This is a genomic window from Lapillicoccus sp. (genome assembly GCF_046595215.1).
Taxonomy (GTDB): domain Bacteria; phylum Actinomycetota; class Actinomycetes; order Actinomycetales; family Dermatophilaceae; genus Lapillicoccus.
This window is the reverse complement of sequence record NZ_JBKJPP010000017.1, coordinates 51,607-71,275: the sequence shown is the minus strand read 5'-3', so window position 1 is coordinate 71,275 and position 19,669 is coordinate 51,607. Positions and strand designations below refer to the sequence as shown.

Annotated in this window: 16 protein-coding genes; 8 read left to right on the top strand and 8 right to left on the bottom strand. The window is 71.2% G+C overall.

Annotated elements, in window-relative coordinates; translation table 11 throughout:
* From ACLL9L_RS01575 to ACLL9L_RS01555, 5 genes are all read left to right on the top strand, one after another.
* Positions 1 to 1,466, top strand: a 1,466-nt coding sequence (locus tag ACLL9L_RS01575; RefSeq protein WP_411282884.1) for a copper resistance D family protein, incomplete at its 5' end; no start/stop codon positions are given.
* Positions 1,463 to 1,729: a hypothetical protein gene (locus ACLL9L_RS01570; protein ID WP_411282883.1), complete on the top strand. Its 267-nt coding sequence runs from the start codon at positions 1,463 to 1,465 to the stop codon at positions 1,727 to 1,729. The genes ACLL9L_RS01575 and ACLL9L_RS01570, both read left to right, overlap by 4 nt.
* Positions 1,730 to 1,747: 18 nt before the next feature.
* Positions 1,748 to 2,689, top strand: coding sequence for a sensor histidine kinase (locus ACLL9L_RS01565; RefSeq protein WP_411282882.1), 942 nt, complete (start codon positions 1,748 to 1,750; stop codon positions 2,687 to 2,689).
* 111 nt (positions 2,690 to 2,800) lie between these two features.
* The gene (locus tag ACLL9L_RS01560; RefSeq protein ID WP_411282881.1) at positions 2,801 to 4,102 is read left to right on the top strand and encodes a D-arabinono-1,4-lactone oxidase; all 1,302 of its coding nucleotides are present in this window, start codon (positions 2,801 to 2,803) and stop codon (positions 4,100 to 4,102) included.
* The gene (locus ACLL9L_RS01555; protein WP_411282880.1) at positions 4,050 to 4,310 is read left to right on the top strand and encodes a LysR family transcriptional regulator; all 261 of its coding nucleotides are present in this window, start codon (positions 4,050 to 4,052) and stop codon (positions 4,308 to 4,310) included. Before ACLL9L_RS01560 ends, ACLL9L_RS01555 begins: the two co-directional genes overlap by 53 nt.
* Before the next feature lie 21 nt (positions 4,311 to 4,331).
* Here the strand turns inward: ACLL9L_RS01555 and ACLL9L_RS01550 are convergent, their stop codons facing one another.
* Genes ACLL9L_RS01550 through ACLL9L_RS01525 form a run of 6 tightly spaced genes read right to left on the bottom strand, consistent with a single transcriptional unit; the run spans position 4,332 to position 11,230 of the window.
* Positions 4,332 to 5,549 carry a vWA domain-containing protein gene (locus ACLL9L_RS01550; RefSeq protein WP_411282879.1) on the bottom strand — a complete coding sequence of 406 codons (1,218 nt, stop codon included), beginning with the start codon at positions 5,547 to 5,549 and terminating at the stop codon, positions 4,332 to 4,334.
* Positions 5,546 to 6,445, bottom strand: a complete 900-nt coding sequence (locus ACLL9L_RS01545) for an AAA family ATPase (protein WP_411282878.1) — start codon at positions 6,443 to 6,445, stop codon at positions 5,546 to 5,548. The genes ACLL9L_RS01550 and ACLL9L_RS01545 overlap by 4 nt, the downstream gene beginning before the upstream one ends.
* Before the next feature lie 25 nt (positions 6,446 to 6,470).
* Positions 6,471 to 7,358 (bottom strand): XdhC family protein, encoded by an 888-nt coding sequence (locus tag ACLL9L_RS01540; protein WP_411282877.1) that lies wholly within the window; start codon positions 7,356 to 7,358, stop codon positions 6,471 to 6,473.
* 22 nt (positions 7,359 to 7,380) lie between these two features.
* Entirely contained in the window at positions 7,381 to 9,774 is a 2,394-nt protein-coding gene (locus ACLL9L_RS01535; protein ID WP_411282876.1) for an aerobic carbon-monoxide dehydrogenase large subunit, read from the bottom strand.
* Positions 9,771 to 10,349 (bottom strand): (2Fe-2S)-binding protein, encoded by a 579-nt coding sequence (locus tag ACLL9L_RS01530; RefSeq protein WP_411282875.1) that lies wholly within the window; start codon positions 10,347 to 10,349, stop codon positions 9,771 to 9,773. Before ACLL9L_RS01530 ends, ACLL9L_RS01535 begins: the two co-directional genes overlap by 4 nt.
* On the bottom strand, positions 10,346 to 11,230 hold the full coding sequence (locus tag ACLL9L_RS01525; protein WP_411282874.1) for an FAD binding domain-containing protein: 885 nt from the start codon (positions 11,228 to 11,230) through the stop codon (positions 10,346 to 10,348). The genes ACLL9L_RS01530 and ACLL9L_RS01525 overlap by 4 nt, the downstream gene beginning before the upstream one ends.
* A 171-nt stretch (positions 11,231 to 11,401) precedes the next feature.
* On the opposite strand from ACLL9L_RS01525, the gene ACLL9L_RS01520 reads away from it, so the two are divergent.
* Complete coding sequence (locus tag ACLL9L_RS01520) at positions 11,402 to 12,949, top strand: hypothetical protein (RefSeq protein ID WP_411282873.1); 1,548 nt, start codon at positions 11,402 to 11,404, stop codon at positions 12,947 to 12,949.
* Between the two features lies 1 nt (position 12,950).
* On the opposite strand, the gene ACLL9L_RS01515 is transcribed toward ACLL9L_RS01520, so the two are convergent.
* Complete coding sequence (locus tag ACLL9L_RS01515; protein ID WP_411282872.1) at positions 12,951 to 13,103, bottom strand: hypothetical protein; 153 nt, start codon at positions 13,101 to 13,103, stop codon at positions 12,951 to 12,953.
* Between the two features lie 187 nt (positions 13,104 to 13,290).
* Between ACLL9L_RS01515 and ACLL9L_RS01510 the strand changes: the two genes are divergently transcribed.
* Together ACLL9L_RS01510 and ACLL9L_RS01505 are read left to right on the top strand one after the other, a co-directional pair.
* On the top strand, positions 13,291 to 17,652 hold the full coding sequence (locus ACLL9L_RS01510) for an NEW3 domain-containing protein (RefSeq protein ID WP_411282871.1): 4,362 nt from the start codon (positions 13,291 to 13,293) through the stop codon (positions 17,650 to 17,652).
* A complete protein-coding gene (locus tag ACLL9L_RS01505; RefSeq protein ID WP_411282870.1) occupies positions 17,649 to 18,236 on the top strand; it encodes a hypothetical protein in 588 nt (195 codons plus the stop codon). Before ACLL9L_RS01510 ends, ACLL9L_RS01505 begins: the two co-directional genes overlap by 4 nt.
* Positions 18,237 to 18,304: 68 nt before the next feature.
* On the opposite strand, the gene ACLL9L_RS01500 is transcribed toward ACLL9L_RS01505, so the two are convergent.
* Entirely contained in the window at positions 18,305 to 19,555 is a 1,251-nt protein-coding gene (locus tag ACLL9L_RS01500; protein ID WP_411282869.1) for an AI-2E family transporter, read from the bottom strand.
* Between the last annotated feature and the right edge of the window lie 114 nt (positions 19,556 to 19,669).

The following is a 19,669-nucleotide window of genomic DNA, read 5'->3' as shown; positions in this document are numbered from 1 at the left end:
CGACGGACACCCACCCCGTGTCCGGGTCGTTCCGCTTCTCCATCGGCGCCCCGAGCACCGTGACCGCCGGTGCCACGGGAACCGGACGCAACGACCTCGCCGGAGCGCTGCTGGGGGGCGCGAGAGGGCTTGGCTACGTCGGGCTGGCTCTCGGACCGGGACTCCTGCTGGTGGTCCTCGCGCTCTGGCGCGACGGACTCTCGGAGCGACGGACCACCCGACTGCTGTGGGTGGGGCTGGGTCTGTTGGTGACGAGCACGGTCGGCGGCATGCTCCTCCAGGGGGTGTGGGCCGACGGCCAGCCATTCAGCGCCATCTGGTCCTCACCGGCCACGCTGGACACCCACTCGCGGCGGTTCGACCAGATCTACGCCGTGCGGTTCTACCTCGTCGTCGCCTTCGGCATCACGCTCACCGCCGCCCTCTCCCGTCGTGCGCCCGCGCCACCACCCGCCACCGCCCCACGTCGCGGGCCGGCGAACCGCACGCCTGCGCTGCCACCGACCGCTCGGGTCCCGTGGGTCCTCGCGCTGGCGGCAACCACGAGCGCTGCACTCATGGCGACGTGGGCCGTCGCGGGCCATGCCTCGGCCGGCTCGGAGGTGCCACTCGCCGTCGCGGCGAACCTCGTTCACCTCATGGCGATGTCGACCTGGCTCGGCGGTCTCGCCCTCGTCGCCATCGCCCTGCGCCCGGCCCGCCTGGTCGACGACCTCGCCGCCGTGATGCCCCGGTTCTCCCGGCTGGCCTTCGGGTGCGTGGTCGTCATCGTCCTCACCGGGACCTACCTGGCATGGCGGGAGGTCGGATCCGTCGACGCCCTGCGATCAACCGAGTACGGACGGCTGCTGCTCGTGAAGCTGGCCGCGGTGCTTGCGCTCCTCGGCCTGGGCAACCTGGCACGACGCTGGGTGCAGCGACACCTCCCGTCCGCACCCCGGCGCCCTGCCCTGCTCCTTCACGCAGCGGGGATCACCTCGACCCAGGAGATGACCTTCCGACCTCAGGAGTACGGGCGGCTCGAGCTGGCGCGACTGCACCGGGGTGTGATCGCGGAGCTCGGCGTCGCGGGTGCCGTGCTGGCGCTCACGTCTGCCCTGGTCGTGATCGTGCCCGCCCGCCAGGACTACGTCGCACCCTTCCACCGCACGGTCACGACCGCTGCGCTGACGGTGGACCTCGACCTGTCCACGCCGCGGGTGGGAGACGCCGTCCTCAGGGTGACGGCGCGCACCCCGGACGGCCGTGCGGCGCCGCTGACGGCCGTGCGCGGGTCGATGACCCAGGCCGCCGCGGGCCTGGGACCGTTGGCGTTGGAGCCCCTCACGGCGGGGGGCGCCTCGCCGGCAGGTGTCAGCGACCTCTCGCTCACGCTCCCCGCCCAGGGCAGCTGGACCCTGAACCTCACGGTCCAGACCTCACCCGTCGACGAGACGAGCCTCACGACTGAGATGGACGTGCCGTGAGAGCCGCGGCATACGGCGACGGGACGAGCCCACCGAACGACCACGAACTGGCGCATCTGTGCGTGCCGGCTCTCCGGCCACCGGGCACCGCGTCCGAGGGCCCTTGGGACCCGCCGTCAGGCCGGTTCTTCGTGCCGTGGCTGCTCCTTGCAGCCGTGTGCGTCGTCGTCATGTGGAGCATGCCCGGCAACGAGACGATCCCCTACCACGTTGCCTGGGTGGGGTTCGCCCTCGCCTACGGATCCACGACCTGGTCGACCTGACGCGCTGTGCTCGGACTCGTGGCCTTCACCGCGGTGACCGGTGGCATCCTCTGTCTGCGCGCCGTCCAGGGCGCCCTGGCCTGGCCGGAGACCGCCGAGATCCCCCTCATGACCGGCATCATGGCGCTGCTGGTCTGGCACATCCGGCATCGTCAGGACTCCTTGTCGACCGTGACCGCGATGGCCGATCGCGAGCGCGCGCGCGCGGCGGCGGAGGAGCAGCTCACCCGGTTGACCTCGCACGAGATGCGCACGCCGCTCACCATCGCGGGAGGCTACGTGCAGATGCTCCGCGCCAAGGAGGAGGACCCGGAGAGCCAGCGGGACCTCGACGTCATCACCGACGAGCTCGACCGGCTGCGCAGGGCCACCGACCGCCTCCTGTGGGCCATGCGGCTCCAGGGCTCTCCCACGCGCGAGCTCGTCGACGTCGACGCGCTGCTCCGCCAGACCACCGAGCGCTGGGCCACCGTGGCGCACCGCCACTGGGTGCTGGAGGCGCATGCTGGTGCCATGGAGGGGTCCCCGGATCGGCTGCGGGTCTGCCTGGACACCTTGGTGGAGAACGCCGTGCGATACACCGGTGACGGCGACACGATCCGGGTGTTCGGCACCCGGCAGGGCGCCCGGCTGAGCCTCGGCGTCGCCGACTCCGGTCCCGGCCTGAGGCCCGAGCAGCTGGAGATGCTCAACCAGAGCGGGCCCCCCGGCGGTGTCCCCGACCCGCTGGCCAGGGACGAGCTGTCGCAGACCGGCCTGGGCCTCGCGCTCGTGCGCAGCGTCGCCGAGGCGTTGGCCGGCCGCACCCTCGCAGGGGCGGGCCCCGAGGGTGGCGCGCGCGTCGCGATCGAGTTCACCGTCGGCCAGCGGGACGTTCGGGCCCTTCGCACGCTCCCGCTGGTCAAGGCCGTCGCCACCCTGGGTGACCCCCAGCCCGCCGCGGGTGTCGTCCTCGGCTGATCCGCCCGGGAGGACACTGTCGGCGCCACCCTCAGCGCGACGCAGGTCCGCGAGCACTACCTCGCCGGGCGTCCCTGACCCGGGGGCCGGCCGCACCTGCGGCACGGCAGGATGGACCTCGTGCTGACCAACTGGGCGGGCAACCACCACTACCGGGCGTCCCGGGTCGAACGACCCCGCTCGCTCGAACAGCTCCAGGAGGTCGTCTCGGGCGCCGACCGGGTCCGCGCCCTCGGCTCGCGCCACTCTTTCACCGACATCGGCGACACCGACGGCGTCCTGGTCTCGCTCGAGGACGTGCCCGTCGAGGCCGAGCTCGACACCGGCGCCAGGTCCGTAACCGTCGGGGGCGGCGCCCGCTACGGCGACGTCGCCACCTGGTTGCAGGCGCGGGGATGGGCCCTGCGCAACCTCGCATCGCTGCCGCACATCTCCGTCGCGGGCGCGGTCGCCACGTCGACGCACGGCTCGGGGGATGCCAATCCCGCACTCGCCCAGTCGGTCCGGGCCATGGACGTCGTCGGCCCCGGGGGACACCTGCGGCACGTCCAGCGCGGCGACTCCGACTTCGACGGCAGCGTCGTCGCCCTCGGCGCACTCGGCGTCGTCGCGAGGCTCACCCTCGACGTCGAGCCCACCTTCGACATCCGTCAGGACGTCTACCTCGGGCTGTCCTGGGACGTGGCCCTCGAGCACCTCGAGGAGATCATGGCGAGCGCCTACAGCGTCAGTCTCGTCACCGACCTGCGCGGCGCCGCAGTCCAGCAGGTGTGGCTCAAGAGCCGTGACACCACCCCACCCCCCAACCTGTTCGGCGCGACACCGGCCCGGCGCCCCACCCCCATGCTCGCGGGCGCCCCCACCGACGCGCTGACCGAGCAGCTCGGCATACCGGGCCCCTGGCTCGACCGTCTCCCCCACTTCAGGCTGGACTTCACCCCCAGCCGGGGCGCGGAGCTCCAGAGCGAGTACCTCGTCCCCAGGGCCGCCGCCGCGACCGCGCTCGCCCGTGTCCGACCCCTCGGCGAGCGCCTCGCACCAGTCCTCCAGACGGTCGAGATCCGTTCTGTCGCAAGGGACTCCCTGTGGCTCAGCGGGTCCTACGACACCGACACAATGGGGATCCACCTCACCTGGGAGCGCCGACCCGACGAGGTGTATGCCGTGCTGCCGGCGCTCGAGGACATCCTCCTCCCGCTCGGCGCCCGGCCGCACTGGGGCAAGTGCTTTGCCGCCACCAGCGCCGACCTGGCCCCCCTCTATCCACGCCTCCCCGACTTCCAGTCCCTGCGGGCCCGCCACGATCCGGCGGACGTGTTCGGCAACGCGTTCCTCGACCGCGTCCTGGGGCCGGTGCCCCGTGGGCGGATCGGGCTCGCGCGCCACCAGCCACCGATTATCGTCGCAGAGTGACACCGACGCAGCTGTCTCGCTGCACGTCGCCTCCTTGCGCAAGGAGCTCGGGGACCAGCTCTTCGTCCGCACGTCCTCGGGGTTGGCCTTCACCCCGGGTGGCCTTCGACTGGCCACCCATGCGGTGGAGATGCTCGGGCTGGCGGACCGCCCGATCCAGGAGGGACCGGGGTCCACATCGCCCACTTCAAGCCGTCCGTCCACGTGACCCTCTGGAGCTGAGAGCCCGTCAGCAACCTCCGGACGCTCTCGTTGCCCGACCGAGCTCGGTGACGGCAGCAGCAAGGGCCCTGAAGTCTCCGGCGGGAAGGAAGTCGTCACAGAACGGCAGCGCCGCAGCCATCGTGCCCACCAGCGGCTCGAATCCCGGTGCCGCGGCCCGGGGGTTGATCCACACCACCCGGTGGGCTCGGCGGCTGAGCCGAGCCATGGCGTTCGCGAGCCGATCCGGCGGCTCGCTGTCCCACCCGTCCGAGCCGATGATGACGATCCCACCCCGCATCGCGTTGCCGTGGTGGGAGGACAGCAGCGCGTTCAGGCTCGTGGCGATCCGGGTACCTCCGAAACGGTCGGTCACCTGCTCGGTCGCCTCCGCGACGGCCTGGGCAGCGGAGCGGTGCCGCATCAAGGGTGTCAGTCGGGTGAGGGACGTCGAGAAGGAGAAGGCCTCACCGCCCAGCACCACCGTCAGGGCCCGCATGAGATGGAAGTACGCCCCGATCTGCGGTTGCATCGACTGGCTGACGTCGCAGAGCATGACGACCTTGCGCGGCTTGGTCACCGCCCGGACGCGCACCAGCTCCACCGGCTCCCACCCCGTGCGACGGGATCGGGCGACGGTGGCTCGCAGGGCGACCTGTCGACCCGCGGATCCTGGTCTGCGCCGCCGGGTCCGGCGGGTGGGCCAGCTGCGAAGACAGGCCTCGAGCCAGCGACCGAGGAGCTCGGTCTCCCCCTCGCTGAGGGCCTCGAAGGGGAGGTCCGTCAGGGCCTCGAGGTCGCTGGCCAACCGCTGCGGTACCGCCGTGTCGCTGTCGGTGTCCCCGGCCGAGGACACCACCGGCGGCAGGGTGGCCCACGGCAGGCCGAGGGTCCCCTGCGGCTCGCCCGACTCGTCGAACCCTCGGGGGACCGCGACCAGGGACTCGTCCTCAGCCAACTTCGGTGGCGTGCGGTTGTCCCCGCGGCGGGACCCGACCGGCGGCATCGCGTCGGCGAAGACCGCAGCAAACACGGCGTCGAACGCCGCGAGGTCCGGCTGGCGGCGGACCAGGGTGATCCGCGCGGCCCAGTAGAGCCGGGGCCTCGAGTCGGGCGGGACCACCGAGAGCGCGCGGGCCAGGTCCTCCAGAGCGCTCAGCCCGACGGGGACGCCCTCGCTCCGAAGCCGTGCTGCCAGGGCCGCGGCGAACGCCGCCCGGTCCACTCCGCGCAGCAGCGGGATCACGACCCGGCGCCTCGTCCCGTCGGCAGTGGCTCGTCGGCCCCGGAGCCCAGCTCCTCCAGCGCCGCAGTGATGGATGTGCGGTCGTCGGGTGTCTTGGCGATCGCGCTGATCGTCCGCAGCGCATCGGGGCGCACCAGCTCTGCCGCCCCCAGCGCCGCCAGGGCGGAGACCCAGTCAATCGTCTCTGCCATCCCCGGCAGCTTGTCGAGGTCAAGGTCCCGCGCCCGCCCGACGAAGGTTGTCACCGACTCGATCAGGGCGTCACTTGCGGAGGGCACCGACCGACGCAGGATCTCAGCCGCCCGCAGCGGTCCGGGGAAGTCGATCCAGTGATACAGACACCGTCGACGCAGGGCGTCATGCAGCTCGCGGCTGCGGTTCGAGGTCAGGATGACCACGGGCCTGCGGTGGGCGACGAAGGTGCCGATCTCGGGGATGGTGATCGACGCCTCACCGAGGAACTCGAAGAGGAGTGCCTCGAACTCGTCGTCGGCACGGTCGATCTCGTCGATGAGGAGCACCGGCGCCACCGGCCCGGTCGCGCGGACGGCCCGCAGGATGGGACGCTCCTGGAGGAACTCCTCGGTAAACAGGTCGGCGTCGGAGAGCGTCTCGTGACGCGACTCCGCCAGCCGGATCGCCAGCAGCTGGCGCTGGTAGTTCCACTCGTAGAGCGCCTCGCTCGCGGTCAGCCCCTCGTAGCACTGCAGCCGGATGAGGGGGGCACCCAGCGCGCGGGCGAGGGCCTTGGCGGCAGCGGTCTTCCCGACTCCGGGCTCACCCTCGAGCAGCAGCGGTTGTTCGAGGGTCATGGCGAGGAACAGCGCGGTGGCCATCCCGTCGTCCACGAGGTAGTCGATGTCATCCAGTCGGCGGCGCACCTCATCGGCATCCACCCAAGGGGTCCCGGCGCTCACGCCCCTAGGCCCTGACCTGCGCCGCATAGCGGTCCCGGCACCCCGTCGCGCAGAACCAGTGGTCACCGTCGTCGTCCCGATGGTGCGCGGTGTCCGGACCGACGACGACCGTCATCCCGCACACCGGGTCCACCACCTGCACCGGGGGGGCCACCGCCGCCCGCTCGGCCGGCGCCGTCCCGTCGACGCGCACGACGCGGACCAGCTGAGCGAGGATGGACAGGGCGATCTCCTCCGGTGTCCGTGCGCCGATGTCCAGCCCCACCGGGGTGTGCACGCGGGACCGCTCGGCAGCGCTCAGGTCCATCTCGTCGAGCACCGCTGCACCCCGGCGCCGGCTCGCGACCAGCCCGACGAACGGGACGCCGCAGTCGAGAGCCTCCCGGATCGACTCGGTCTCGCCGGTGCCATGACTGGCGACGATGACCGCAGTGGCACCGGACGACGACTCGCCCCCCCGGCCCGGCCGGCTCATGAAGCCGACCCGTCCCGCCATCTGCGTCAGGGCGGTCGTGATCGGCGTGTCCCCGACGACGACGAGCATCGGCTCGGGCAGCTGCGGCTCGAGGAAGATCTCCAGTGCGCCCCCCGAGAGGCACGCGTTGACCACGATTCGGGCGCTGGGCGACTCGGGGAAGTGGTCACCGCCATCGGGCAGCACCCGCAGGAGCACGGCGTCACCATCGGCCAGGGCCGTGAGCGCCGCAGCACGCACCGACTCCTGGGCACAGTGACCTCCGACGAAACCCTCGATGGTGCCGTCCGCGAGGATCACCGCGTCGTCGCCGGGGCGGGCCGAGGTCGGCACCTGGGCACGGACAACGGTGGCGTGCACGAAGGGAACCCGGGCCGTCGTCAGCTCGGCCACCCTCGACGTCATCCGGTGCGTCACGACGCCTGCCTGCCGATCCTGCTCAGATCGAGGGGGTGGGGTGGCCCTGCATGGCGTCCCACACCCTCGACGGGGTCAACGGCATGTCCGCGTGCCGGATGCCGAACGGCTTCAACGCATCCACGACCGCATTGACGATGGCGGGAGGTGAGCCGACCGTTGCCGACTCCCCGACACCCTTGGCGCCGATCGGGTGGTGCGGTGACGGGGTGACCGTGAAACCGGTCTCCCAGTCGGGCACCTCCAGGGCCGTGGGAATGAGGTAGTCCATCAGCGAGCCGCCGAGACAGTTGCCGTCCTCGTCGAAGGCGATCATCTCCATGAGGGCCATCCCGACGCCGTCCGTCAGGCCGCCGTGCACCTGGCCCTCGATGATCATCGGGTTGATCCGGGTCCCGCAGTCGTCGACCGCGATGAACCGGCGCACCGTGACCTGGGCGGTGCCGGGGTCGATGTCGACGACGCAGATGTAGGCGCCGTGGGGATAGGTGAGGTTCTCGGGGTTGTAGCAGATCTGCGCCTCGAGGCCACCCTCGACGCCCTCCGGCAGGTCGCCGGCCCCGTGGGCGCGCATCGCGATGTCCTGGATGGTCACCGACTTCGTCGGATCGCCCTTGACGTGGAACGAGCCCTTCTGCCACTCGAGATCGGCAACGGACACCTCGAGCATCCCGGACGCGATGATGCGAGCCTTGTCGCGGACCTTCCGGGCGACCAGGGCGGCCGCCGCCCCCGACACCGGCGTCGAGCGGCTGCCGTAGGTGCCCAGGCCGAAGGGCGTGTTGTCGGTGTCACCGTGCACGACGTCGATGTCGGCCGGCGGGATCCCGATCTCCTCGGCGATGATCTGCGCGAAGGTCGTCTCGTGTCCCTGACCCTGTGACTGGACGGAGATCCGGACCACGGCCTTGCCGGTCGGGTGGATGCGCAGCTCGCAGCCGTCGGCCATCCCCAGACCGAGGATGTCCATGTCCTTGCGCGGGCCGGCGCCGACGGCCTCGGTGAAGAACGCGACCCCGATCCCCATCAGCTCACCGCGCTCGCGCTTCTCCGCCTGCTCCCGGCGCAGGTCGTCATAGCCGGCGATTTCCATGGCCAGGCGCATCGTCGGCTCGTAGTTGCCGGAGTCGTAGACCCAGCCGGTCTTGGTCGTGTAGGGGAACTGGTCGGGTTGGATGAAGTTCTTGATCCGCAGCTGGACTGGATCCATCTCCAGCTCGTCGGCAAGGCAGTTGACCATCCGCTCGACGAGGTAGACGGCCTCGGTGATCCGGAACGAGCACGCGTAGGCCACCCCGCCGGGGGCCTTGTTCGTGTAGACCGCGGTCATCTTGCAGTAGGCAGCCTCGATGTCGTAGCTGCCGGTGAAGACGCCGAAGAACCCCGCCGGGTACTTCACCGGGGACGCGACCCCGTTAAAGGCGCCATGGTCGGCGAGGACGTTGGTGCGGATGGCGAGGATCTTGCCGTCCCTGGTGGCGGCGATCTCGCCGCGCATGACGTAGTCGCGGGCGAAGCCGGTGCTGACGAGGTTCTCGTAGCGGTCCTCCATCCACTTCACCGGCTTGCCGGTGACGATGCTGGCGACGATGGCGCACACATATCCGGGGTAGATCGGGACCTTGTTGCCGAAGCCACCGCCGATGTCCGGCGAGATGACCCGGATCTTGTGCTCCGGGAGGCCCGCGACGATCGCATACAGGGTGCGGTGGGCGTGGGGCGCCTGCGTCGTCGACCACAGCGTGAGCCTGCCGTCGATGCGGTCGTAGTCGGCGACGGCGCCACAGGTCTCCATCGGTGCGGGGTGCACGCGCGGGTAGACGATGTCCTGCTTGACCACGACGTCGGCGCGCGCGAACACCGCCTCGGTCGCGGCCTCGTCACCGGTCTCCCAGTCGAAACAGTGGTTGTTGGTCTTGCCCTCGAGGTCGTCGCGGATCACCGGCATGGAGGGATCAAGAGCCTTGCGGACGTCCATGACCGGCTTGAGGGTCTCGTACTCGACCTCGATCAGCTCGAGCGCATCGCGGGCCGAGTACCGGTCCTCGGCCACGACAAAGGCCACTTCCTGGCCCTGGAAGCGCACCTTGTCCGTGGCCAGGACCGCCTGCACGTCGTTGGACAGGGTCGGCATCCAGGCCAGGCCCTGCTCCGCCAGCGCCGCGCCGGTGATGACCGCCTTGACCTTGGGGTGAGCCTCGGCGGCACTCGTGTCGATGCTGATGATGCGCCCGTGCGCGATCGGGGACCGGAGGATCGCCAAGTGCAGCATCCCGGGCAGCTGGACGTCGTCGCAGTAGCGGCCCCTGCCCCGCACGAAGCGCGGGTCCTCCTTGCGGAGCATCCGGCCGTAGCCCACCGGCTTCTCGTCGTTGTCCTCGAAGACGCGGGTCGGGCGATCCTCGACGGTGGTCATGACGCACTCCCTGCAGCGACGGTCTCTGGGGTCTCGCTGGCACCCGAGGGGTCGGCGACCTCGCCGGCCTCGGCCGCGGCGCCGCCAGCGTTTCCGGCGGCCGCCTCAGCGAGGCCCCGCTCGTGGTCTGCGGCCCACTGGATGGACCGGACGATTGTCGCGTAGCCGGTGCAGCGGCAGATCTGACCGGAGATGGCCTCCCGGATCTGGGACTCGCTGGGGTCGGGCACCCGGTCGAGCAGCGCCCGGGCCGTCATCATCATCCCCGGCGTGCAGAAGCCGCACTGGAGCCCGTGGCAGTTGATGAACCCCTGCTGCACCGGGTCGAGGACGTTGTCCTGCTCGAGGTCCTCGACGGTGCGCACCTCGTGTCCACCGGCCATCGCCGCGAGCACGGTGCAGGACTTGACCGGCTCGCCGTCCATCCAGACCACGCAGGTGCCGCAGTTGCTCGTGTCACAGCCCCAATGCGTCCCGGTGAGCCCAAGGTGGTCCCTCAGGTAGTGCACGAGCAGCAGCCGGCCCTCGATCTCGTTGCTCACCTCGTCACCGTTGACGGTCATCGTCACGATCATCGGTGTTGCTCTCCTTCGGTGAGACGTGCCACGGACCGGCGCAGGGTCCGCCGGGTCAGCTCGTCGGCAAGGTGCCGCTTGAAGTCGACGCTGCCCCTGCCGTCGGCGGTGGGCCGGCACTGCTGGGCGGCAATCGCCCCCGCGCGGGCATAGACCTCCTCGGAGGGGGTCTCACCCCGGAGGGCTTCGGAGACAGCCTCGATGCTCGTGGTGTTCGGTCCCACCGCGGCCAGCCCGATCCGGGCGTCGGTGATCACCCCGTCGGCCATCCAGACGGCGGCGCCGGCGGAGACCACGGCCCAGTCCCCGGCTCGGCGCTCGACCTTCTCGTAGGCACTCGATCCCCCCGGTCGGATCGGCAGGCGCACCTCGATGAGCATCTCCGCGTCGCCGACGGCCGTCTCGTAGGGGCCCCGGTGGAAGTCCTCCATGGTCACGACGCGCTCCCCGGTGCTGCCCCGGATCAGGCAGCTCGCCCCGATCGCGGTGCACACCGCGGACAGGTCCTCGGACGGGTCTGCCTGGCAGAGCGACCCTCCCAGGGTGCCTCGGTTGCGCACGACGGGATCGGCGATGACCCGCTCGGCGTCCCTGACGATGGGGAAGATGCCCGCGAGCTCGTCGGACTCCAACAGCTCGCGGTGGCGCGCCATGGCGCCTATCCGGACCTGGTCCGGCTCGAATGTGATGTAGCCCAGCTCGTCGTGCAGGTCGTTGATGTCGATGAGGTACTCGAGGTTGGCCAGGCGCAGCTTCATCATCGGTAGGAGGCTGTGGCCGCCCGCCACCAGCCTCGCGCCTTCCCCCAGCCGCTCGAGGAGCCCGATGGCGTGCTCCACACTCGTCGCTCGGGCGTAGTCGAACGGTGCAGGGACCTGCATGCCTGGGCCTCGCTTCATCGAGAGGGATGCTCCACCGAAGTATCGCTACGGCAGGGACCGCTGTGTCAACGGGCAGCCAGGCAAACCCTGAGGTGGAGGTCAGGCGGCCGGACGGCATACGGTGGGATGCGGCGCTGACTCATCGGGCCAGTTCCAGGGGAGGGGAGCGCGATGGACGACGTCCACTGGGTCATCCGCAACGCCCGGCTGCACGCGGCGGACCCCGCGCTCCGCTCGGCGGCCGGTTTCGCCCGGGCACTGGGCGACGGGGCGCCCCACCGGGCCCAGGTCGCGCGCTGGGAGGATGGCCAGGTCGCGCTGACCCATCGACTGGTGCGCAGGTACGAGGAGGTGCTGGGCCTTCCCCACGGCCAGCTCCTGCGAGCGATCGACCTCATCACCCGCGACCGGGCACCGATCAACAGGATGCCCGTCATCGCCGCTCCCGTCCCCAATGACATCGCGCCGGAGGCCCTGCCGCTGCTCGAGCGCGCGCTCCAGTACGCCCCGATGACCGGGCTGGACTGGGACCGGCTCACGACGCTCCTCGGCTCGGTGCACCACGTGCTCGTGCGCGAGCGGGACTGGGAGACCCTGCTCTACCGCCTGTCGCTCGAGACGTCGGTGAGCACCGGGCTCGAGTACGTCCAACGCTGGGAGGCGTCGGCCCGGCTCGTGAGCATGCCCCAGAGCAACGAGACCGTCGTCGAGATGATCGAGAGCGCCCTCAAGGACGACGACGTCCAGCTGTATTCCGACTACGCCACGCTGATGCGCTACAGCCCCGATCCGCGGGGCCACCACGTCCTCGCAGACGTCATCGTCAGGCCGCCGAACGCCCGCGCCCTGTGGGCGTCGATGTCCACCCTGACCACCCTCGTGCGACACCACCTGGTCGAGGAGAGCCTCGTCTCCGGACTGCTCCCCCATGCCGTGGGAATCCTGGGCGACGACTCGTTCCCCCTCCGCACCCGGCGGGCAGCGGCCAGCCTCGCGGAACGCTCGGACGGCTACGGCCAGGGACGGGTCGTCCTGACGGACGCCGAAAGGCGCACTGTCGTCGACGTCCTCGACGCCAGCGGGCTGCCGCCGGAGCGGCAGGAGGCGACCCGCCGCGCCATCATGCGCCGCCTCTCCGAGCAGGTGCCCTCGGACGACGGCGACCCCGTCCTCGAGCGCCTGGTCCGCACCTCGCTGGAGGACCCCCACCTCGACTCACGAGACACCGCCCTCGGTGTCCTGCTCCTGTCGAGCCAGGGCGTCCCGATGGGGGTGGAGCTGGGAGCCCGCCTCGAGGTCGTCGTCGCGGACGACGAGATGATGGAGGCCCGGGCACAGCTCAGTATGCTGTCCTGGCTCGTCCGGGCTGGTTCCCTCGACCTCCTCACCGTCCTGACGACCAACCTGCACCGCCCCCCGGAGGTCACGAGCCTCGCCGCGGCAGCCCTCGGCAACTGCACCGAGCCCGGCGGACCCGCGCGGGAGGCCCGTGACGCCCTCCTCGCAGGCCACGCCCACGACCACATCCTGTTGCGGCGCAAGGACGCCGGGGCCCCCAACGGCAACGCCTGGGGCATCGGCTACGCCCTCGGGATGCGCGGGCGCTTCGACCTCATCACCGAGCTGTCGCAGCTGCCGGAGTGCGAGCGCGACCGGGACTGGCGTCCTGCACTGGCCTGGTGGCTCGACCTGCCCGAGGTCCTGCGCCCGACTCGCTGAGTCAGGTCGTCGGCCCGCCCCACTCGGGAGGACGTCGCTCGGCGAACACGGCGGCGCCCTCACGGGCCTCGTCGCCGGCAGGGGGAGCTGCGCCCGCAGGCGCCGCGACCTCAGGACCGCGGACGGCATCCCCGGGTGCGCTCGACGACGTCATTGCCGCCACCTCCTGGCTGACGACGCACCGTGACGAGATGGGCTGTGCTGGCTGAGCTCATGCCGACCCGCGCAGGTGACGACCGGGCCGGGGGCCAGCACTGGCGGGGCGTGCCGATGTGGGGAAGAGTTGCGGCGGTCGCGCACGCAGCGGCCCCCACCTCACCCCCTCGCAGGAGAGCCCCGCCGTGTCCGTCAGCCTCACCTGCGTCACGTCCACGGAGCGCTTCGTGGGCACCGAGGGCGCCCCGCACCAGGTCCTGCACGTCGCCCTCGAGCGGGGTGGGCCGGACGGACCCGTCGAGCTGGTCGTCTCCGGTGACGGGGTGTCGGGCTCGTTGACGGTGGGCGCCGGCACCGGTCCGGTCCGGGGGGAGGTCCCCCTGGACCTGCCACCCGCCGCCCGGACCGGGATGGTGCTCGCCGTCGAGGTGACGGCGACGGACGCCCGGGGCGGCACGAGCACCATGACGGGTGAGGTCGTCGTCGCCCAGACCGGCTGGACGATGGTCATGGTGTCGCACTTCCACTACGACCCGGTCTGGTGGAACACCCAGGCGTCCTACACGAGCGACTCGGAGCTCCTCGGCGGCGACTGGACGACACGACCCTCGTTCCTGCACAATGCTTTTGGGCTCGTCGAGGCGCACCTCAAACTCGCGGTGCGCGATCCCGACTACCACTTCGTCCTGGCCGAGCTGGACTACCTCAAGCCCTACTTCGACACCTTCCCCGAGCAGCGGACCGTGCTGCGACGGCTCATGGCGGAGGGACGGGTCGAGATGGTCGGCGGGACCTACAACGAGCCCAACACCAACCTCACCGGCAGCGAGACGACGATCCGCAACATCGTCTACGGCATCGGCTACCAGCGCGACGTCCTCGGCGGCGACCCCCGGACCGCGTGGCAACTCGACGCGTTCGGCCACGACCCGCAGTTCCCCGGACTCGTCGCCAGGGCCGGGATGACGGGGAGCGCCTGGGCCCGGGGCCCGCACCACCAGTGGGGACCGCTGCGCCAGCACTGGGACCAGGATCGCACCGGCGACATCGGCGTCATGCAGTTCGAGAGCGAGTTCGAGTGGATCTCCCCAAGCGGTGACGGGGTCCTGACCCACTACATGCCCGACCACTACGGCCCCGGCTGGGAGATGCAGAACGCCCCCACGGTCGAGGCTGCGGCCGACATCGCGTGCCACCTGTTCGAGGTGCTCAAGCCGGCGGCCTCGACCCGCACCACGCTGCTCCCCGTCGGTGGTGACTACTGCCCGCCCAACAACTGGGTGACCGAGGTGCACCGGTGGTGGAACGCGGCATACGTGTGGCCGCGGTTCATCTGCGGGACGACCAGGATGTTCCTGGACCGGGTCCGCGCCGAGCTGGAGGCGGCGGGACGCACCCCGTCGCCCCAGTCGCGTGACATGAACCCGGTCTACACCGGCAAGGACGTCTCCTACATCGACACCAAGCAGGGTCAGCGGGCCGCCGAGATGGCCGCGGTCGACGCCGAGCGCCTGTCGACGTTCGCCTGCCTGCTCGGCGAGGGGCGCTATCCGGAGGCGGCCCTCGACAAGGTCTGGCGCCAGCTCGCCTACGGCGCCCACCACGACGCCATCACCGGGTCCGAGTCCGACCAGGTCTACATCGACCTGCTCACGGGCTGGCGCGAGGCGTATGACCTCGCCGTCGCGGCGCGCGACGCCGCCGCCGAGGCGCTGGTGACGCGCGTCGACACGACGGGTGACGGGTCGGCGCTCGTCGTCGTCAACACCCTCGCCTTCGAGCGGACCGACCTCGTGCGCGTGGTGCTCGACTCTGCCGACCCCGTGCGGGTGGTCGACGACGCCGGGCACGAGGTCCCCGCCGTCCTCGAAGGTCCGGGGGTGCTGCGCTTCCTCGCCCGGGCCGTCCCCTCGATGGGCTGGCGGACCTATCGCCTCGTGTCCGGTTCCCCGCTCGAGGGGTGGCGCGATGTCGTCGACGGCGGGCCGACGATCGAGAACGAGTTCTTCAGCCTCACGGCCGACCCCGAGCGGGGCGGCACGCTGACGAGCGTGCACGACAGGCGACGGGAGGCCGAGCTGCTCACCGGGCCGGCCAACGAGCTGCGCATCCACGCCGAGTACGACCAGCACCCCAGGTTCGGCGAGGGTCCATGGCACCTGCTGCCCACCGGAGCCGTCGTTGCCGCCGCCGACACGAGGGCCACGGTCACGGCCCAGCAGAGTCCGATCGGTCGCCGGCTCGTCTCCCGTGGCGAGGTGGACGGCATCTCCTACGAGCTCGTGGCCACCCTCGTCGACGGGCTGGACCGGGTCGACTTTCTCACCCGGATCCTCGACCACCAGCAGTCCGACCGACTGGTCCGGGTCCGCTTTCCCGTCGACCAACCGGGCGCGCTCCCGGTCAGCGAGGTGGCCGGTGCGGTCATCGGCCGCGGCTTCGGGCTGATCGACGCCGACGCCTCGAGCGCGCCGTGGACGCTCGACAACCCGGCGAACACGTGGTTCGGGATCGGCACGACCGCCCGGGTCGATCTCGTCGACGGCGCCGGGGCGTTCGTGGGCACCCGCGCCATGGCGGTCGCCGAGGTCGTCGTCGCCGACAGGGTCGACGGGGTCGACGGGGTCGACGGGAGCGACGGGAGCGACGGGGCCGGTGACGCCACCGGGGCCGGCTGGGCCTCCGCCCGCGACCTCGTCGTCGCCCTGGCACGCGTCGGCGTCACCGCGACGACCTCCCGCGCCTCGGGTGCGAGGTACGGCCGCCTCGACACCGACTCCAACCTCCCGGACATCCGCATCCTCGTCGCCGACCGGCCGCACTCCCTCGTCGACGAGCTGGTCCGGCGCGTGGGCGACCTCCCGGCAGCAGGGACGGTCCTCGTCCCCGCCACCCGGGCGTTGACGCAGGTCTGGGTGCCCAACGCGGACGTCCGCGACCTCGACGACCTGCCCACCCTCGTCGTGCGCGACGTCGCGTCGGTCGTCAAGGAGCTGGCCAGCACGCGGGTGCGGGCCACCCTGGTGGACGGCCGCGACGTCGAGCCGCACGACGACGGGACCGTCGCCCTGCTCACCTACGGTCTGCCGGGGTTCGCGGTCGACCCCGAGGGCGGGCTCAACCTGTCCCTGATGCGTTCCTGCACCGGATGGCCGTCGGGGGTCTGGATCGACCCGCCCCGCCGGACCGCCCCGGACGGGTCGTCCTTCCAGCTCCAGCACTGGACGCACGAGTTCCGCTACGCCCTCGTCAGCGCCGCGGGCGACTGGCGCGAGGCGACGTTGCCGGCCCGGGGCCAGGAGTTCTCGACACCACTGCTCCCCGTCATGGGGGACGGCGAGCACCCCGCCGGAGACCTGCCATCGACACACTCCCTGCTCACAGTGGAGCCGAGTCGGGAGGTCCTCGTGGCCACCCTCAAGGCCGCTGGAAACCCTGTCTCCCAGGGGTCCTCGACCACGAGCGACCCCACCGACGGGGTCACCTTGCGGCTGGTGGAGTCGACCGGCCGCGGGTCCAGGGCACGCGTGACCTGGTCGACCACCCCGGCCACAGCAGCCTCACGCGCCGACCTGCTCGAGGTCCCCGCCGAACACCTGTCGGTCACGGACGGCACCCTCGAGGTCGACCTGGAGGGCAGCACCATCGAGACCGTCGTCGTCAACCTCGCCCCGCCCGCTCGACGCGGGTCGAGCGAGATGGTCCTCGGCATCGACCACGAGGTGGCGCAGCCGACCTTCGCCCGCTACTGGCTGCACAACCGGGGGCCGGCGCCCATGGGCTACCTCCCCGTGACCGTCTCTCTCACCCCGGCGGTGGCCCGGTGCTCCCCCGGACACCGCATCGAGGTCGCGTTCGTCCTGGCCAGCCAGTACGCCGACGTCAACGTTGACGTCGACGTGCACCTCGACCTCCCTCGGGGGTGGACGGCCTCCACCCCGACCTTCGCGGCGACCCTGGCACCGCACGGCCACGCGCGGTTCCGCTGCTGGGTCGAGGTGCCCGCGGGTGCCGCATCGGGTCACTACAGTGTCGCCGCGCAGGTGACACCGGGCACGGCCGGCCTCGCGGGCGGCGCCGCTGTCACGCTCGTCGAGGACGTCATGACAGTGTTCGTCGGCGACTCCGAAGCGCTCACCAGCACCCTCGGCTTCGCCCTCCCCACGGCGGCGGACCTCGAGCGCGACGTGCAGGGCGGGAGCGTTGCGAAGGACGCTGCCCGTCCCACCGGCGTCGACCTGCACCTGTCGTCGACGTCGCTCGAGCTGCGCCCGGGCACACCGACGGTGCTCACGCTCACCCTGACCAACACGACGCTGTCCACGGTGCGCGGCGAGCTCCAGGTCGCCTCTCCCTGGGGCACCTGGGACTGGGTCGACGAGGCGAGCCGGTCAGTCACCATCGCTCCCGACTCGAGCGCACAGGTCGAGGTCGTCGTCTGTCCACCGGCCGACACCCTCGCCGGGCACTCGTGGCTGCTCACCAAACTGATGTGGTTCGGTCGGGCGCAGTACGCCGAGGCCGTCCGGCTCGAGGTGAGCCCATGACGGCAACGAACCCTCCTGACCTCGCACCCGACCCCGAGCCCGACGTCGCCGCGTGGGTGGGCGGCCGGGCGATCCCCCTGGCGGAGCTCGACCGCCGGCTGGACCGGCTCCGCGCCTCGGACCGCGCCTGCGTACTGCCGAACGCGCAGACCCGGGAGGGCCGACAGCTGCGACGCTGGGTCGCCCACGTCCTCATCGTCGAGCAGCTGTGTGTCGACGAGCTCGCGGCCCGCGGGCTGGGCTGGACCGGCGAGGAACTGCCCGGCATGCCGTCGCCCACCGATGCCGTGGCCCTCGGGTCGATCGTTGCGGCCGCCTGGTGGGGACACCCGGCCGTCCGTCGGGCCGCGCAGGAGCTGACGCGGGCAGTGCGTCTACCTCCAGCCGCGATCGCGTCGGCTGGTCGGGTCGGCGCCACCGACACCGGCGAGCTCGCCTGGGGACTCGACGAGCTGCTGGCCGCGGCACGGTTGGACGACTTCTCCCGTTGGCTCGTCCGGGCCGTTCACGAGCGGGTCGTCCTCGTCCCGGGCCTCGAGCACCCGGGTGACTCCAGCCAACCGGACAACCTCCACCGCCACTAGCCGCCGCCCACCCCCCGAGGCAGGCGAACGGCATACACGACCCCGAAGGTATGCCGGACGGGCCCGGCTCAGACCGGGGTGACCTTGTGCCGGGCGCTGGGGTCGGGAGCGGGCCCGTCGTCAACCGGCGGGTCGCCCTCGTTGCTCTCCGGTGGCGCATTGCCCTCGAGGGCGGCCAGCTCGGGCAGGAGCTCGTGGCGCCGACGGAACGTGTCGACGATCGTCAGGGCTGCAGCCGCCACGGGGATGCCGATGATCGCACCGATCGGTCCGGCGAGGGCGGCCCCCACGAAGACCGAGCCGAGGGCGATCGCCGGGTGGACGTCCATGGTGCGCTTGCTGATCTTCGGCGTGAACACGTAGTTCTCGAGCTGCTGGTAGACCGTCGCGAAGAGCGCGATCCACAGGGCGTTGATGGGCTTGTCGAGCAACGAGAACAACGCCGGCAGGAGCACCCCGATGTAGGTGCCGATGGTCGGGATGAACTGACCGACGATGCCGGCGAGCAGACCGAGCGGCAACCAGAAGGGCACGTCGATGAACCAGAAGACGAGCGAGTGGAAGAACGCGGACAGGGCGGCGAGGACCAGCTTGGAGATGACGTAGCCACCCGTCTTCTCGACGGCGATCGTCCAGACCGTCGTCAGGACCTTCTGGTAGCGGGGCTGCAGCCAGGACCCGATCGCCTGACGCAGCCGTGGGCTGTCCGCGGACAGGTAGAAGGCGAAGACGAGGATGGTCACCGCATCGAAAATGAAGGTGAGCACCGAGCCGAAGACACCGAGGATGCCCCCGCCGTATCGACCCGCGAGGTCGCTGAGCGAGGACGGCGAGAGGTTGAGGGAGGCCTGGATCTGTCCGACGTCGATCGTCGTGTGGAAGGTGGCGTTGACCCAGTCGAGGGCCTGCCGGACCGCTGAGGGGAACTGCTGACCCAGCTGCGAGGCCTGCGAGATGAACACCTGGCCGAACAGCGCCATCGTGGCAGCGACCACGACGAGCAGGACGACCATGACGATCCCGGTCGCCATCCCCCGCCTTTTGATGCCGTGCCGGGTCAACCACAGGACCGGCGGCTCCATGGCGATCGAGATCAGCCACGAGATCAGCAGGAGGAACAGGAAGGAGCTGAGTGCCCCGAAAACCCAGACGGCGATCCACAGGACGACGATGAGCAGGATGACCATGATCGCCGTGCGCTTCGCGCTGCCCGGGGTGACCGCAACCCACTGGGGTCGGCCCTCGTGGGTCGAGGTCGATGAGGTCGATGGCGGCGCGCGGTGCGGGATGGCGCTCTGCTCCTGGTCGGTGTGCCTCACTGCCTCAGCCTAGGCCCGCGCGGCGCTCACGACGGGTCCCAAGGACAATCCATGCCCTTGACGGACAGATCTCCGCGACCGGATGGTCGCGGAGATCCCCGCCTCCATGAGTCC